This window comes from Methanotorris formicicus Mc-S-70, assembly GCF_000243455.1.
GTDB classification, from domain to species: domain Archaea; phylum AGJL01; class Methanococci; order Methanococcales; family Methanococcaceae; genus Methanotorris; species Methanotorris formicicus.
In genome coordinates this window covers 1-13900 of sequence record NZ_AGJL01000048.1, presented here as the reverse complement: position 1 = coordinate 13900, position 13900 = coordinate 1, and the positions used below count along the sequence as shown (strand labels likewise).

The following is a 13900-nucleotide window of genomic DNA, read 5'->3' as shown; positions in this document are numbered from 1 at the left end:
GTGTATGGCGATTTGTATTTGACGACTATTAGGTAAAACTTAGCTCGCATAAGATTTATTAAACGCTTAATTCTCGGAATTTTAGATTTATCTACGATGTTATTACCTCCAACTATTTTTTTGTAGTAATCTATAATCATATAGTTATATATTTATCTATTTGATGGGAACTACCGTTATTATGATATTATAAATACTAAATAAAGATTTTTGTGAACTTCATAACCTTTTTTACTAATTGGTATTAAAAACTTAATTTGTAATTATTAATCATGATAAATATCGCAAAATATAAATAGTAATAATAATCATGATATAGTATGACTAAGATAATAAATGTATTAAAATTTTATGGTGATTATATGAAAACCATAACTGCCTTGATGTGGGCATCCTACTGCTCCATATTAATGAGGGCATGGGAGGAATTGAAGAAAGAATCTAACTTAAATATTGATTTAAAACTATATTCAACAAGGGAAATGCCTGATAAGTTGGATGATTTTTTGAATGATGCAAAAGCGTCAGATGTTGTTTTTATATACAGAACTTCTACAGATGATTTTTATGATGGAATTGATACCAATGAATTCAAAAATTTAATAATAACGAGCCAAGACCCTGTATATTGGAACTCAAAACTCTCCCATGATGCATATCTATACACTGTTTATGGAGGGATCGAGAATTTCAAAAATCTCCTCCTGTATCTTATAAAAGAAACTTTAAATATAAATATCCCAACATCCCCACCAAAGGAGTTTCCATTCCAAGGTATATATTATAAAGGAAAAATCTTTGAGAGTTTAGATGAATTCTTAAATAATGCAAACTTCAACAAAAAGAACACTGTAGGGGTTTTGTTTTCAAGGCATTATCTTGTAAATGAAGACATGGAAGTTGTAGATGCTTTAATAAATAAATTGGAAGAATATTTTAATGTAATTCCTGTTTTTTCCTATGGTGCAAAAAATGAAGATCTAAATGCTGTTGGTAGTGGGGAATGTGTCTTAAAATACTTCTTTAAAAATGAAAAACCAATAATAGATGTATTGATAAATCTACTATCCTTCCCATTAGGAACAGTTATTGAAAAAGGCAGTTTGAAGAAATTGCAGGGAGTGGATATATTAAAAAAACTCAACATCCCAGTTTTTCACCCAATAGTGAGTTACTACAAAACCTATGAAGAATGGAAAAATGATATGCAGGGGTTATCAACTGATATAGGATGGACAGTTGCTTTGCCTGAATTTGAGGGAGTTATAGAGCCAATTATAATTGGAACTGTGCATAAGGACGGTAATTTGGAAAAGAAACTACCAATTCATGATAGGATTGATAAGGTAGTTAAAAGAGTAAAAAGATGGATTGAACTAAAAAATAAACCAAAAAAGGATAGGAAGGTTGTGTTTATTTTGCATAATGCCGCATGTGCATCTGTTGAGGCAACGGTTGGAAGTGCTGCACATTTGGATTCATTTGAGAGTTTGATAAGGATAATGAGAAGGATGAAGGAAGAAGGTTATTACATTGAAAACATCCCAAAAGATGGAAAGGAATTGGCAAAACTGATATTAGATAAGAAGGCAATCTCTGAATTTAGATGGACAACTGTAAATGAGATTATTGCAAAGGGAGGTTATCTCTATTTAATGGATGAAGAAGAGTATATGGAATACTTCAAAACACTTCCAGAAAAAGTTAAAAAGAAGGTCTTGGATACGTGGGGGGACTTGAATGGAAAAGATATTCCAGCATCTATGGTTTATAAGGACAATAGTGGAAAAAACAAGATTGTCATAACTGGTTTGAAATTTGGAAATGCTTATGTTTGCGTTCAACCAAAGAGGGGTTGTGCTGGGGCAAGATGTGATGGAAACGTATGCAAAATTCTCCATGACCCTGAATGTCCACCAACACACCAATACATTGCCACATACAAGTATTTTAGTGAGATTGCTGATGTCATGATTCATGTTGGAACACATGGTAGTTTGGAATTCTTGCCTGGAAAGAATGTTGGTTTATCAAATGAATGCTATCCAGATATCTGTGTGAATGACATTCCCCATCTATACATCTACAACTCAGACAATCCACCAGAGGGAACTATTGCAAAAAGGAGGAGTTATGCAGTATTAATTGACCACATGCAAACAGTAATGACCGATGCGATGAATGAGGAACCTGAGACCTTAGATAATTATGTAAATGAATATCTAAAAGAGATGGATGCTTCAAGAAGGCATCAATTAGAGCATTTAATAGTAGAAGAGGTTAAAAAAACTAACTTATTAAAAATTAAAGAGAAGATAGAACGCATTGAAAAAGAAGGTAATATTCACTCAAACTTTAGAGAGATATTTGATGAGTTGAGAAATACTTTGGAGATGATAAGGAATTCAAAGATGAATGATGGCATGCATATATTTGGTGAATTGCCAAGAGGAGAGAGGAGAGTTGAGTTTATAAATGCCATTTTAGAGTTTGAATATAGAAGGAAGTTGCAGGATGAGATAAGGAAGGTGTTGAATGGAGAGGACATTGAGGATAAAGAATTAAAAGAAAAAATACTTGATTTGAATGAAAGAATAGAACAATCCAAGGAAATAGAGAGTCTTTTAAAAGCCATTGATGTAAAATACATAGAACCAGGATCTTCTGGATTAATAACGAGGGGTGGGGATGATATCCTTCCAACTGGAAGGAACTTCTATTCTCTCGACCCATACAAGGTTCCAACAAAGGCAGCATATAGGGTTGGGGTTTTGTTATCTGAGAGGTTGATTGAAAAATATCTCAAAGAAAATGGTAAATATCCTGAAAATATTGCTATTTACTGGATGGCATCAGATATTATGTGGGCTGATGGGGAAGGGATGGCACAAATTCTTCATCTATTGGGAGTTAGACCAAAGTGGAAACATGGTAAGGTTGTTGGAGTTGAAGTAATTCCATTGGAAGAGTTAGGAAGGCCAAGAATTGATGTGACTATAAGGGTCAGTGGAATTTTGAGGGATAATTTCCCAAATTGCATGGAAATTGTTGATGAGGCAATAACAAAGGTTGCAAAGTTAGATGAGCCAATAGAGATGAATTTTGTTAAAAAGCATGTGTTGGAAGGTTTAGAAGGGGGATTATCATTTAGAGAGGCTACATACAGAATATTCAGTTCAAAACCAGGAACTTATGGGAATGGGGTTAAATATGCAGTATATGCAAGTGCATGGGAGAATGAGGAGGATTTAAAGGATGCTTTCATGTTTTGGAACTCCTATGCTTATGGAAAAAATGCCTATGGGATATATGCAAAGGATGCATTTGAAAATGTCTTAAAGAGTGTCGATTTGACATTTAACAAAACCGTTACTGATGAGTATGATTTGTTTGGATGCTGCTGTTACTTTGGAACGCATGGTGGATTAACAAATGCTGCAAGGGTTATTTCAAAAAGAGATGTTAAGGCATATTATGGAGATACAAGAAATCCAAACAAAGTTGAGGTAAGGACATTGAAGGAGGAAATAGAGAGGGTTTCATTATCAAAACTTCTAAATCCAAAGTGGATTGAAGGGATGAAGAGACATGGCTACAAAGGGGCTGGGGATATAGCGAAGAGAGTTGGGAGAGTATTTGGATGGAGTGCCACAACAAAAGAGGTTGAGAATTGGATTTTTGATGAGATATTCAACACCTATGTAAAAAATGAGGAAAATAGGAAATTCTTTAAGGAAAACAACATCTATGCATTGGAAGAGATTGGAAGGAGGTTGTTGGAAGCATATCAAAGAGGACTCTGGAAAACAAGTGAAGAAAACATTGAGGAATTAAAAATGATTTACTTAGAAATTGAGGGAGATATTGAGGAAACCTATGGGGATGTTGATATTGGAGAATTCCAAGGGGGAAGTATTGATATTGATTTAACATGGAAGGAGAAGTTAAAGGAAAACCTTGCTATTAAATAATTATTTAATATTTTCTAAGATAATATCCAAGAGTTCTTTGCTATTCACTGCAATTATATTCAACCTCTCTGTTGCACTTAAGTTAAATGTAAGTTCTTCCCCATTTTCATCAGTTATTATTGCTCCAGATTCTCTTGCTATTACAACTCCAGCGGCAATGTCTGTTGGTCTTACATACTTTCTTATATCAACAACACCGTCCAATGAACCTTTTGCCAAATATACAAGTTCGACAGCAATAGCCCCCAAGATTCTAAACCTTCTAACATTTTTTAAGAAATTTGCATCCTTATTTCCATAAAAACTTAAGGATATTGATTCCAACTTAAGAGGCTTTACTTTTATTTTCCTTCCATTAAGGTAGGCCCCCCTTTTTGGAATTCCTTCATAAACATTCTTGGTTACGAATTCATAAATCATTGTGTATATTGGCTCATTCTTTTTGAATACTGCAAAACTAAATCCAAAAATTGGGATACCTTTGATGAAGTTGTATGAACCATCAACTGGGTCAACAACAACTGTGTATTCACTTTCTTTATTTATGCCCCCACTTTCTTCACTAACTATGTTCACATCCAAAGGTAAGAGGTGTTCTAAAACAATATCTTCTGCTATTTTATCAACAAGTTTTGTCTTGTCCCCACTTGGACTATAGCCAATAAATTTTGATGCTTCCTTCTTTCCAAAAATTGGCATTATGTCCTTTTCAATGTCTTTTGCAATTTTTAATGCAATTTCATCCCACTTCATTTTAACGCCTCACAATAACTTTAATAAAGTTATATATGCAAAGGTTGATAAATATTTGCATTTAAGGGATTTAAATGTGTATGGTGAGGTGGGGTTGTGAAGTATCTAACTCTAAAGGATGGGGTGTTTTTGACAATAACTTCAATCATCGGTGGAGGAATTTTTGTTTTATCTCCATTAACCTATTTGATTGCTGGAAGGTCTGCAATATATGGGTGGATTTTGGTTTTAATAATAAGTATGGTTTTGGTTTTGCCATTTGCATATGCAACAACAAAGATAACCAAAAGTGGGGGGCCATATAAATACGTGATGAGAATTTTTGGAAAAAAAATAGGAGTAATTTTTGCCTACATGCTGTGGTTTGCTGGAGTAACTGCAATCTCGGCAGTAGTATCATTTTTTAGCATAATATTCAATATCTACCTTACTTTTGAGTATGTAGGGGTTGTTTTGGTTGTGGTTTTAACGTTTCTTATTATAAATGGTGTTAAAATTGTTGGGAATTTTTTGAGAATTTTTGGAACTTTAACGATAATTACCTTGTTGTTCATAATATTCTCAAATAAAATTGATTTGTCAGTTTTTAATGCTAAGGTTGATTTATTTAAGGTTTTGACAACAGGTTATTTTGGACTTTGGACTATGACAGGTTGGGAGGGTATATCAATCCCTTCAGAGGCATTTAAAAATCCAGAAAGGGATATTGCCTATGGTCTGATTATTGGGACGTTTATCATTGGAGTTTTATATTTGTTGTATACGTTAGTTGTGATATCATCGAGCATGGGTTATGGTGAATTGAGGGAGGTTATAGGGGCATTAATTGGGAATAATCCTTTAATCTGGATGTGTATCTTGCTTATAATTGGAGGGTGTGTATTTAGTTGGCTTTTTTCCTTAGGTTGGATGCCATATGCTTTATCGCATGACAAAATATTTATCCCAAAGTTCTCAGATGCATTTGTTGAGTTGAGAAAAGGTATTCCTACAAATGGGGTTCTTCTAAATTCATTTGTTATTGCTGCTCTATCTACATATTCATCAAAAGCCTTAGTTGATTTAGGGATGTTTTTAACTTTGGTATCTTATTTTATTTTGTATCTATCTGTTTTTAGGGAAAAAACACCTTCCTATAAGATAAAATTAGTATCTTTATTGGCGGCGATAATAACTTCACTAATCGTTGCTTTTAGGATTTATTTGTTATTTTAGAAGGTAATGGAAAAAAGGTTATTAGAGTATTAATTAAACTCTGGAAAGTATTTATCTACAAAATATTCACATCTAAACTTATATCAACTGCCCTCGCTGAATGAATTAGACATCCCATTGAAATCACATCAACATCATATTTTGCATAATCTAAAACATTACTCTCTTTAATCCCACCGCTAACTTCAACTATTGGTCTATAGTTGTGTTCTTTTTCATAATTATCTATGATCTCTAATGCCTTCCCAATATCCTCTAGTCTAAAGTTATCAAGTAAAACAATATCTGGTTTATATTTTAGAACCTCCCTTAACTGCTCTAAGTTATCAACCTCAACCTCTATCTTCTTTGTGAAACTTACCTTTTTTATTCTTTCAAATGCCTTCTCAATGCCAACTACTGCTATGTGGTTATCTTTAATCATTACACAATCATCCAACCTAAATCTATGAGTATCCCCTCCTCCAACAAATACCGCATATTTTTCAAGGATTGAGAGATTTGGTAGGGTCTTTCTTGTACATGCTATTCTTACATTTTTGTTAATTTGCCTAACTTTTTTAACTACATTGTAGGTTTTTGTTGCGATTCCTGAGAGATGCATTAAAAAATTCAAAACCGTCCTCTCCAATATCAAAATGGTTCTCGCATTACCATAAACTTCTAATATATCCCCATGCACCAAATCCCCTTCTTTTACCAATGGTCTGCATTCTACACCATAAGATTTAAATAACTCCATAACAAAATCCAAACCACAAACAATACATTCTTCTTTGGATTTTATAACACCTCTGCAATTTAAATCCTCTGGAATTATTAGTTCTGTTGTAATATCTCCAAATCCAACGTCCTGCCTTAGAGATTCTTTTAGTATCTTTAACGCATAATCTTTAATCATAAGCATAATATCACTTTTTATTCTTTTAAAAAAATTTGAGGGGCATTATGTTAAAAACATTACCACCAACGTTGAGAGATAGGAAGAGATACCTTGCATTTGAGATTATCTATGAAGATGAGTTAAGTGAGAATGAGGTTATAGGCATTATTAGAAACGCTACTATAAATTACTATGGTGTTTGGGGCACATCAAAATCAAATCCTTGGTTGGTTTATTATAACTTCCCCCATGGTATTTTAAGATGTAAACACACTGAGGTTGATTACGTTAGGAGTGCTTTAATATTTGTAAAGGAGTATAAAAACAAGCCAATAAATATTATTGTTCTTGGCGTATCTGGGACTGTGAGAAGGGCAAAGATAAAATTTTTAGGCATAACTCCAAAAAGATTGTACATAAAAAGATTGAAGGAATCCAAATCCAAAACTAATCTAAAATAGAAATAAAATGCGTTTTTTTCTTTAAATCATAAACCATAAAGTCCTCTGCTACAACAATATTTATATTCCCTTTGTATTCTTTAACCTCCTTTTCATAAATTGAAATATCATCATACCTCGCTGATATGTGAGTTAATATCAAGGTCTCTACCCCTGCAATCTCCGCAATCTTTATTGCATCTTCAATTGTTGAATGCAGAGTTTCAATTGCATTTTCTTTCAAAGTACTGTCGTAAGTTGCCTCATGGATTAAAACCCTACACCCCAATTCCCTTAAAAATTTTCCAAACTCCTCTATTGGTATTGTATCCCCACTATATGCAATACATATACCTTTTTTTGGCGGTAATAGGACATCTTCTGGATTTATAACCCTTCCATTCTCTAATTTAACTGGAATACCCTCCTTCAATCTCTTCAAATCCGGCCCTACTTTAACACCCAATGCCTTTGCCTTATTCATATCTAACCTTGGTTTTTTCTTTTCTTTAAAAATATAGGCATAAGATGGCACTGAATGTTTTACCGGAAAAGCATAAATCTCAAACTTCTCACTGTCTATTATTTTTATAGGATCTTTTGAACTTATCTCATAAACGTTTATTTTAAAGTTAATTCCATGATAACCAATGCTTAATGCATGTATTATCATATCTTTTGTCCCTACAGGGCCGTAAATATTTATCCCTTCTTTCCTCCCAGAAAATGCCATAGATTGCAATAATCCAGGAATACCTAATATATGATCCCCATGCAAATGAGAGATAAAGATATTGTTTATCTTCATTGGAGAAACTTCTGTAAACATCATCTGCCTTTGGGCATTTTCCCCACAATCAAATAAAAGAACCTCCCCATCAATTTTTAAGGCGATTGATACATGTGCCCTTTTTTTCGTTGGAACTGCAGCACCAGTACCTAAAAAAACTAACCTCATAATCCCACACGATTAGTTTTCTAACTCCTCGTTTATTATGTCATCTACTTCAATCTCATCTATCCACTTTTTAACGCCTTCACACCACTGTGATACAGTTTCTTTTATTATTCTTTTCACTTCATCAAAAGGTAATGCCTCATATATGTAAAAATATCCGCCTTCTTTAATATTTACCTGCTTTCTTTTTACCAAACCCACATTCATTAAATTTTGAACTGCTCTTTGGACAGTACTCCTATCCCTGTTAAGTTTTTCTGCAATTTTGTTTATTCTTGACGGACCATTTTTTAATATCTCAAAATACACCATAACATCAAAGACCTTCAATCCAAAGGTACAACACATTAAGTTTTCAAGTGTGAAGGTCGTACATGGAGTTTTTAATATCAACTTTCCCATAACATCACCGTTTGTGGTATGTGTGTCACAACTAATAACTATGCACTATACTATAACATCATGGTATATTAAATTTATCGTAGAAATAGAAAGTACGTAATATTAGCGGATGACTCTTTAATTATTATTTATGTAATTTTTATGTTATTTTTTGAAATTGTTACAAAGATTTATCTTTGATGCAAATATATAAATTTATTTGATGTCAAAATGACAAAAATTATATAAATACCAAACTTTTTGTAATACATTGAAGTTTTTGACATAAGATATAAACTTTAAAAATTTGAAAAAGGGAGATTGTGGTAGAGAGGGCAAAAATATCTCATGAAAATAAAGTTTCAGACGGACTCAGGAAATTTAGCAACATTACTATTGATGAGAAGTATTACGATACATTTATCTGGACAAGGGAGATTTTATACAGGGAAGATTTGAAAATTTGGACTGAATCTATAGCAAGTGAAATTGAAAAAGGAAAAAACATATACAACATGGCACGGCTCTATCGTGTTAATGATGTTAAAAATCTAATGGATTTGGCATATAGTTATGGGGTAGAGGTTTTTGACACTTCCAATCCTCAGAGATTTAAAGAATTAAGAAAATTTGCAGAAGAGGGGTTAAAAGGCATAAAGAGCAAAGTAATAACCATAATGGGAACTGGAAGGCAGTGTGGGAAATTTACAACATCATTTATTCTCAAAAAGGAACTGGAAAAAAGGGGTTATAGTGTTGGTATGGTTGGAACTGATCCGCATGCGTTGTTGTGTGGAGCGGATGAAATGGTTATTCCTCAAGTTATAGAATCATGCCATGTTGCTCCAACAATATTTGGTGCAGTAAAAAAGGTAGATTTAATGGATAGGGATGTTATTATTGTATCAAGTCAAACTGGAATTCTTGCAGATGCTTTGGAGGTTGGGACTGGTAGGGGAGGGGGCGTTATAAGCACGGCAATTTTAATGGGCTCAAAACCAGATTTTACAATATTGGCTACAAAGGAAACCAATATAGAATTAATAAAAAAGAACATCAAAATCATAGAACTCCTAAGTGATAAAGAGGTTGTTGGAATCACATTCAACAGTAAGAATTTAGGATTTGAGAAAACAGAAAAGGTAATAAATTATTTAAGTTCTAATTTAAACTTACCTGTCGCCGATGTTGTGAAGAACATAAACTTAAAGGATATAGTAGATTGTATTGGAGAACGCATTTAAATACAGAAAATTTTTAATTAAAAATTAATTATTAATGTAATATTCTATAATAAGGGATGAGGTGGAACGTTGATAACCCCATGGGAAATCTCAGACATTATAGATTACAAAAAAACCATGGAAAACTTTGGGATAAAACCAATAAATGAAATCATTAAGAGCATTGAAAATCCCCACCACCTAATGAGGAGAGGGATTATTTTTGGGCATAGGGATTTTGAAAGAATCGTTGATGCGATGAAAAATAAAAAGAAGTTTGCAGTTGTTAGTGGAATGATGCCTTCTGGAAGGATGCACTTTGGGCATAAGATGATTGTTGACCAACTCCTCTATTATCAGGATTATAACGCAGAGATTCATATTCCAATAGCGGATTTAGAGGCATATTCAGCGAGAGGAATGGACTTTGAAACCACAAAAAAACTTGCAGTTGAGGAGTATATAACAAATTACATTGCACTTGGATTAGATCCAGAGAAGATAAATGTTTATTTACAATCAAAATACAATAAAGTTAAGGACTTGGCATTTATTTTATCAAAAAGAACAAATTTAAGCGAGATGAGGGCAATTTATGGATTTGGTGGAGAGACAAATATTGGGCATCTATTCGCTCCTTTAATCCAAGTTGCAGATATTTTGCACCCTCAGTTAGAGGAGGACTTAAAAATACGTAGAGAGATTCCAGTTGTTGTGCCTGTTGGTATTGACCAAGACCCACACATAAGGCTAACAAGGGACATTGCAAATAGGGCAAAGGAATACAAATTCATCCCACCATCCTCAACCTACCACAGGTTTATGACAGGTCTCTTAGGAGGAAAGATGAGTTCATCAAAACCAGAAACAGCAGTATTTTTAACCGATGATGAAAAGGGCGTTAAGAAAAAAATCATGTCATGCAAAACTGGTGGAAGAGAAACATTGGAGGAGCATAAAAAACTCGGTGGAGTTCCTGAGGAATGTGTGGTTTATGAACTTTATGCCTACCATTTAATAAAAGATGACAAAGAACTTCTGGAGATTTATGAAACATGTAAAAAAGGAGAACTAACCTGTGGAAAATGTAAAAAATACTGCTATGAGAAAATCGTTGAGTTTTTGAAGGATTTACATGAAAAGAGAGAAGTTGCAAAAGAAATTGCACACAAAATCATCAACCTATAATACCTCAAGAATTTCTTTAAAAGGAATTGCTCCCTCCCTAATCAACTCAACCTCTCCGTTTTCATATATTTTTATTATTGTTGATGGTTTTGAGTATTTGCATTTTCCAGTATCTACTATTACATCAACGTTTTTCTTTATTTCTTCACTTATCTCATCAACAGATGTTGGTGACTCTTCCCCGCTTATGTTTGCACTCGTTGATGTCAACGGAACAATGGCAAGTTCTCTAACAACATCATTATCTGGCACCCTAATCCCAATATAATCCTCTGCAACGATATCTGGAATAACATCCTTCTTTTTTAATATGGTTGTTATAGGCCCAGGCATGAATTTGTCTATTATTTTTTTTGCTACATCATTAACATATGCGTATTTTTCAATGTCCTCTTTATCTTTTAGACTTATTGAGATGTATTTTCCAAATTCTCTCTTTTTTATCTCATAAACCTTTTTCACAGCATTTTCATCCAAAGCATTTACGCAGATTCCGTATAAGGTGTCAGTTCCACAAATTATTACTTTTCCTTCCAAAATCATTTTTTGTATCTTTCTAATTGCTTCCATCTTTTCTTTTTCATTCATTTCGTTTATTTTTATTATCATAAACACCACCAAAGAAGAATTAAATAACAGCATGTTTTAAAGCGTCTTTGCAAATGCAGTTTCTCTCTCCAAAATCGTAGTTTATAAATTCATCAACAATCTTTAAAATTTTGTCTTCCATTATTTTTATTGTTTCCAACACTTCATCAACTGTCAGAACATTCTTTGAAATTCCTGCAGCGTAGTTTGTGACATTGCACAATGAAACATAGCACATTTCCAACTCCCTTGCTAAAACAACCTCAGGATATCCTGTCATCCCCACAACATCCCCCCAATTTTTAAATATCTTGATCTCCCTCTTTGTCTCGAATCTTGGCCCCTCTGTGCATACATAGACACCCTCATGGTAATCATAATTTTTATTTTCTAAGATTTTCTTTAAAATTTCCCTTAACTCGGGGCAGTAGGGTTCTGTCATATCAATATGGACAACCTTTCCCTCATCATAAAATGTGCTCTCTCTAAATTTTGTAAATTCTATAAAGTCATTTGGAATTACAAAAGTTCCTGGTTTTATTTCCTCTTTTAATGAACCAACAGAATTTATAGCCAAAATTCTCTCCACCCCAAGTTGTTTCAAAGCGTATATATTTGCCCTATAGTTTATCCTATGTGGTGGGACGTTGTGCTCAATTCCATGCCTAAACAACAAAACAACATCATCATCAATTAAAACCTTTGCCTTTCCATATTTGGTTTCTATAATCCTTTCCTCTCCTTTACCTAAGATTGATGCTATGCCAGTTCCTCCAATAATGCCTATCATCATCTCCCTCCTAATTTCACATACCATTTTAAATTAAATATTAAAATTCTTTATAACAAAAAAATATATAACAATATGGTATAAAATGTATATCTGCGTAGATAACATAGAAGGTGGGATTATCAATAAAAAAGACATCATTGAGTGGGTAGTATTTTTACTCGTTCTTTTTTTAGTTTGGAGCCATGTAAATGTTGTAGTATCAAATAGCATGTATCCAATAATGAAGAGAGGAGATTTGGTTGTTGTAAAGAATGCATATTTTGAATTTGACCCAAATAATCTAAATGTTGGAGATATTGTTGTTTACAATGCCCACTGGCCTCTCTATCAATACAATGAAATTAAAGGCACCATAAGTATAGATAACAAATCATTTTTGGTATTTGGGGGAGAAAAAACAAGACCTGTTATACATAGAATTATTGGAAAGTTGAATATTGACAATAAAACCTACTATATTATAAAAGGAGACAACAACCCAACTTACGATCCAGAGTTAGTTTCTTCATCGCAAATAAGGCAAAAAGCAATAACAATTAATGGAAAACCCCTTGTTATACCATATATCGGCTACCTATCAATATGGCTAAAGAGTCATGTTTATTTGGTGATAATACTACTCATAATACTGTATCTTTATGACCACTTCCGTGCAAAAGATAAAGAGGAGAAAAAATGAAGAAGTTTATTATTATATTTGGAATAATGTGTTTGTTGGTTTCCTCATGTCTATGTATCAACCAAAAAAATAGCAACGACGATTTGCTAAAATACTCAAAAACATTAAAAACAGAGATTCATGGAGTTTCTGTTGAAATTCCATTGAGGTGCACAATAAATGATGCCATGAAAACAAAACTTATTAACACATCAGATAAAGATATAAAGAAACAGTATCTAACAAAACCCATTATCTATTTGGAGTATAACCCATCCCTACCTCAAAAGGAAGGTGGAGTTTCTATAATGGATTTGATAGGTAAGTTGATTTGGCTGAATGCCTTCTATCCTCACGAAATGGTAATTCCAATAAACGTATCAGAGAATGTAACTGCAAAGGTTGTTTTAAATAATAAAGAAGGATACGCCACATTCACCCCTTCTGAAATTGAGATGATAAAAAATAGCAACAAAACCATGATTATAAGGGTAATAAGAACCAACAATAATGCAACAATATCAAAAATAAACAATACCTTTATAATTGAGGGGAATTCATTAAATGCATTGGATATGGCAGAGAGTAGGTTTATTATTGCTATTTGTAATAACTAATTTTTGCCTTTCTTTTATTTCAGTGTCTAAACTAACTGATAGTGTGATTTAACACTATTAAAATTAAGACCAAAAAATAGAAATAGGTAGTACTTAAATAACTCGTTAAAAAACGGTGCATCTCCTATGCTAGCAGCACTTAATAACATACTCACTAATTCTATAATAGTTTAGGATTTAGCTGTTCGGAGAGTTATCTAAGTTCGCACAGGGTTAGAACACTAACGCCAAT

General features: G+C 33.1%; 13 protein-coding genes. 7 read left to right on the top strand and 6 right to left on the bottom strand.

All coding sequences use genetic code 11. The features are described from left to right. Nucleotides 1-362: 362 nt before the first annotated feature. Nucleotides 363-3971: a cobaltochelatase subunit CobN gene (gene cobN / locus METFODRAFT_RS07760; protein WP_048115763.1), complete on the top strand. Its 3609-nt coding sequence runs from the start codon at nucleotides 363-365 to the stop codon at nucleotides 3969-3971. Here the strand turns inward: cobN and METFODRAFT_RS07755 are convergent, their stop codons facing one another. After that, a complete protein-coding gene (locus METFODRAFT_RS07755; protein ID WP_007045027.1) occupies nucleotides 3972-4724 on the bottom strand; it encodes a bifunctional fructose-bisphosphatase/inositol-phosphate phosphatase in 753 nt (250 codons plus the stop codon). It abuts the gene before it with no gap. Between the two features lie 96 nt (nucleotides 4725-4820). Here METFODRAFT_RS07755 and METFODRAFT_RS07750 point away from each other — a divergent pair, with 96 nt between their 5' ends. Further along, entirely contained in the window at nucleotides 4821-5939 is a 1119-nt protein-coding gene (locus METFODRAFT_RS07750) for an APC family permease (RefSeq protein WP_007045026.1), read from the top strand. A gap of 55 nt (nucleotides 5940-5994) precedes the next feature. Here METFODRAFT_RS07750 and nadC read toward each other — a convergent pair whose 3' ends face one another. Next, on the bottom strand, nucleotides 5995-6840 hold the full coding sequence (nadC, locus tag METFODRAFT_RS07745) for a carboxylating nicotinate-nucleotide diphosphorylase (protein WP_007045025.1): 846 nt from the start codon (nucleotides 6838-6840) through the stop codon (nucleotides 5995-5997). 47 nt (nucleotides 6841-6887) lie between these two features. Between nadC and METFODRAFT_RS07740 the strand changes: the two genes are divergently transcribed. Further along, nucleotides 6888-7283 carry an Rpp14/Pop5 family protein gene (locus METFODRAFT_RS07740; RefSeq protein ID WP_007045024.1) on the top strand — a complete coding sequence of 132 codons (396 nt, stop codon included), beginning with the start codon at nucleotides 6888-6890 and terminating at the stop codon, nucleotides 7281-7283. Here METFODRAFT_RS07740 and rnz read toward each other — a convergent pair. Both rnz and METFODRAFT_RS07730 read right to left on the bottom strand, forming a co-directional pair. Beyond that, a complete protein-coding gene (gene rnz, locus METFODRAFT_RS07735) occupies nucleotides 7270-8220 on the bottom strand; it encodes a ribonuclease Z (RefSeq protein ID WP_007045023.1) in 951 nt (316 codons plus the stop codon). The two genes, METFODRAFT_RS07740 and rnz, sit on opposite strands and share 14 nt — an antisense overlap. Before the next feature lie 12 nt (nucleotides 8221-8232). Next, complete coding sequence (locus tag METFODRAFT_RS07730) at nucleotides 8233-8622, bottom strand: helix-turn-helix domain-containing protein (protein ID WP_007045022.1); 390 nt, start codon at nucleotides 8620-8622, stop codon at nucleotides 8233-8235. Nucleotides 8623-8924: 302 nt separating this feature from the next. On the opposite strand from METFODRAFT_RS07730, the gene METFODRAFT_RS07725 reads away from it, so the two are divergent. Together METFODRAFT_RS07725 and METFODRAFT_RS07720 are read left to right on the top strand one after the other, a co-directional pair. Beyond that, nucleotides 8925-9845 (top strand): DUF1611 domain-containing protein, encoded by a 921-nt coding sequence (locus tag METFODRAFT_RS07725; protein ID WP_007045021.1) that lies wholly within the window; start codon nucleotides 8925-8927, stop codon nucleotides 9843-9845. Between the two features lie 69 nt (nucleotides 9846-9914). Then, nucleotides 9915-11012 carry a tryptophan--tRNA ligase gene (locus METFODRAFT_RS07720; RefSeq protein ID WP_007045020.1) on the top strand — a complete coding sequence of 366 codons (1098 nt, stop codon included), beginning with the start codon at nucleotides 9915-9917 and terminating at the stop codon, nucleotides 11010-11012. On the opposite strand, the gene METFODRAFT_RS07715 is transcribed toward METFODRAFT_RS07720, so the two are convergent. Together METFODRAFT_RS07715 and mtnP are read right to left on the bottom strand one after the other, a co-directional pair. Beyond that, on the bottom strand, nucleotides 11007-11621 hold the full coding sequence (locus METFODRAFT_RS07715; RefSeq protein WP_007045019.1) for an L-threonylcarbamoyladenylate synthase: 615 nt from the start codon (nucleotides 11619-11621) through the stop codon (nucleotides 11007-11009). The two genes, METFODRAFT_RS07720 and METFODRAFT_RS07715, sit on opposite strands and share 6 nt — an antisense overlap. Nucleotides 11622-11640: 19 nt before the next feature. Continuing rightward, nucleotides 11641-12390 (bottom strand): S-methyl-5'-thioadenosine phosphorylase, encoded by a 750-nt coding sequence (gene mtnP / locus METFODRAFT_RS07710; protein WP_007045018.1) that lies wholly within the window; start codon nucleotides 12388-12390, stop codon nucleotides 11641-11643. An 85-nt stretch (nucleotides 12391-12475) separates the two neighbouring features. Here mtnP and METFODRAFT_RS07705 point away from each other — a divergent pair, with 85 nt between their 5' ends. After that, the gene (locus METFODRAFT_RS07705; RefSeq protein WP_007045017.1) at nucleotides 12476-13072 is read left to right on the top strand and encodes a S26 family signal peptidase; all 597 of its coding nucleotides are present in this window, start codon (nucleotides 12476-12478) and stop codon (nucleotides 13070-13072) included. Further along, nucleotides 13069-13668, top strand: coding sequence for a hypothetical protein (locus METFODRAFT_RS07700; RefSeq protein WP_007045016.1), 600 nt, complete (start codon nucleotides 13069-13071; stop codon nucleotides 13666-13668). The genes METFODRAFT_RS07705 and METFODRAFT_RS07700 overlap by 4 nt, the downstream gene beginning before the upstream one ends. Nucleotides 13669-13900: the final 232 nt, after the last annotated feature.

Excerpts from the sequence above, each read along its gene's own strand:
- cobN (WP_048115763.1), top strand. The coding sequence starts at position 363 with ATGAAAACCATAACTGCCTTGATGTGGGCATCCTACTGCTCCATATTA.
- METFODRAFT_RS07755 (WP_007045027.1), bottom strand. The coding sequence starts at position 4,724 with ATGAAGTGGGATGAAATTGCATTAAAAATTGCAAAAGACATTGAAAAG.
- nadC (WP_007045025.1), bottom strand. The coding sequence starts at position 6,840 with ATGATTAAAGATTATGCGTTAAAGATACTAAAAGAATCTCTAAGGCAG.
- METFODRAFT_RS07740 (WP_007045024.1), top strand. The coding sequence starts at position 6,888 with ATGTTAAAAACATTACCACCAACGTTGAGAGATAGGAAGAGATACCTT.
- rnz (WP_007045023.1), bottom strand. The coding sequence starts at position 8,220 with ATGAGGTTAGTTTTTTTAGGTACTGGTGCTGCAGTTCCAACGAAAAAA.
- METFODRAFT_RS07730 (WP_007045022.1), bottom strand. The coding sequence starts at position 8,622 with ATGGGAAAGTTGATATTAAAAACTCCATGTACGACCTTCACACTTGAA.
- METFODRAFT_RS07715 (WP_007045019.1), bottom strand. The coding sequence starts at position 11,621 with ATGATAATAAAAATAAACGAAATGAATGAAAAAGAAAAGATGGAAGCA.
- mtnP (WP_007045018.1), bottom strand. The coding sequence starts at position 12,390 with ATGATAGGCATTATTGGAGGAACTGGCATAGCATCAATCTTAGGTAAA.
- METFODRAFT_RS07705 (WP_007045017.1), top strand. The coding sequence starts at position 12,476 with ATGTATATCTGCGTAGATAACATAGAAGGTGGGATTATCAATAAAAAA.
- METFODRAFT_RS07700 (WP_007045016.1), top strand. The coding sequence starts at position 13,069 with ATGAAGAAGTTTATTATTATATTTGGAATAATGTGTTTGTTGGTTTCC.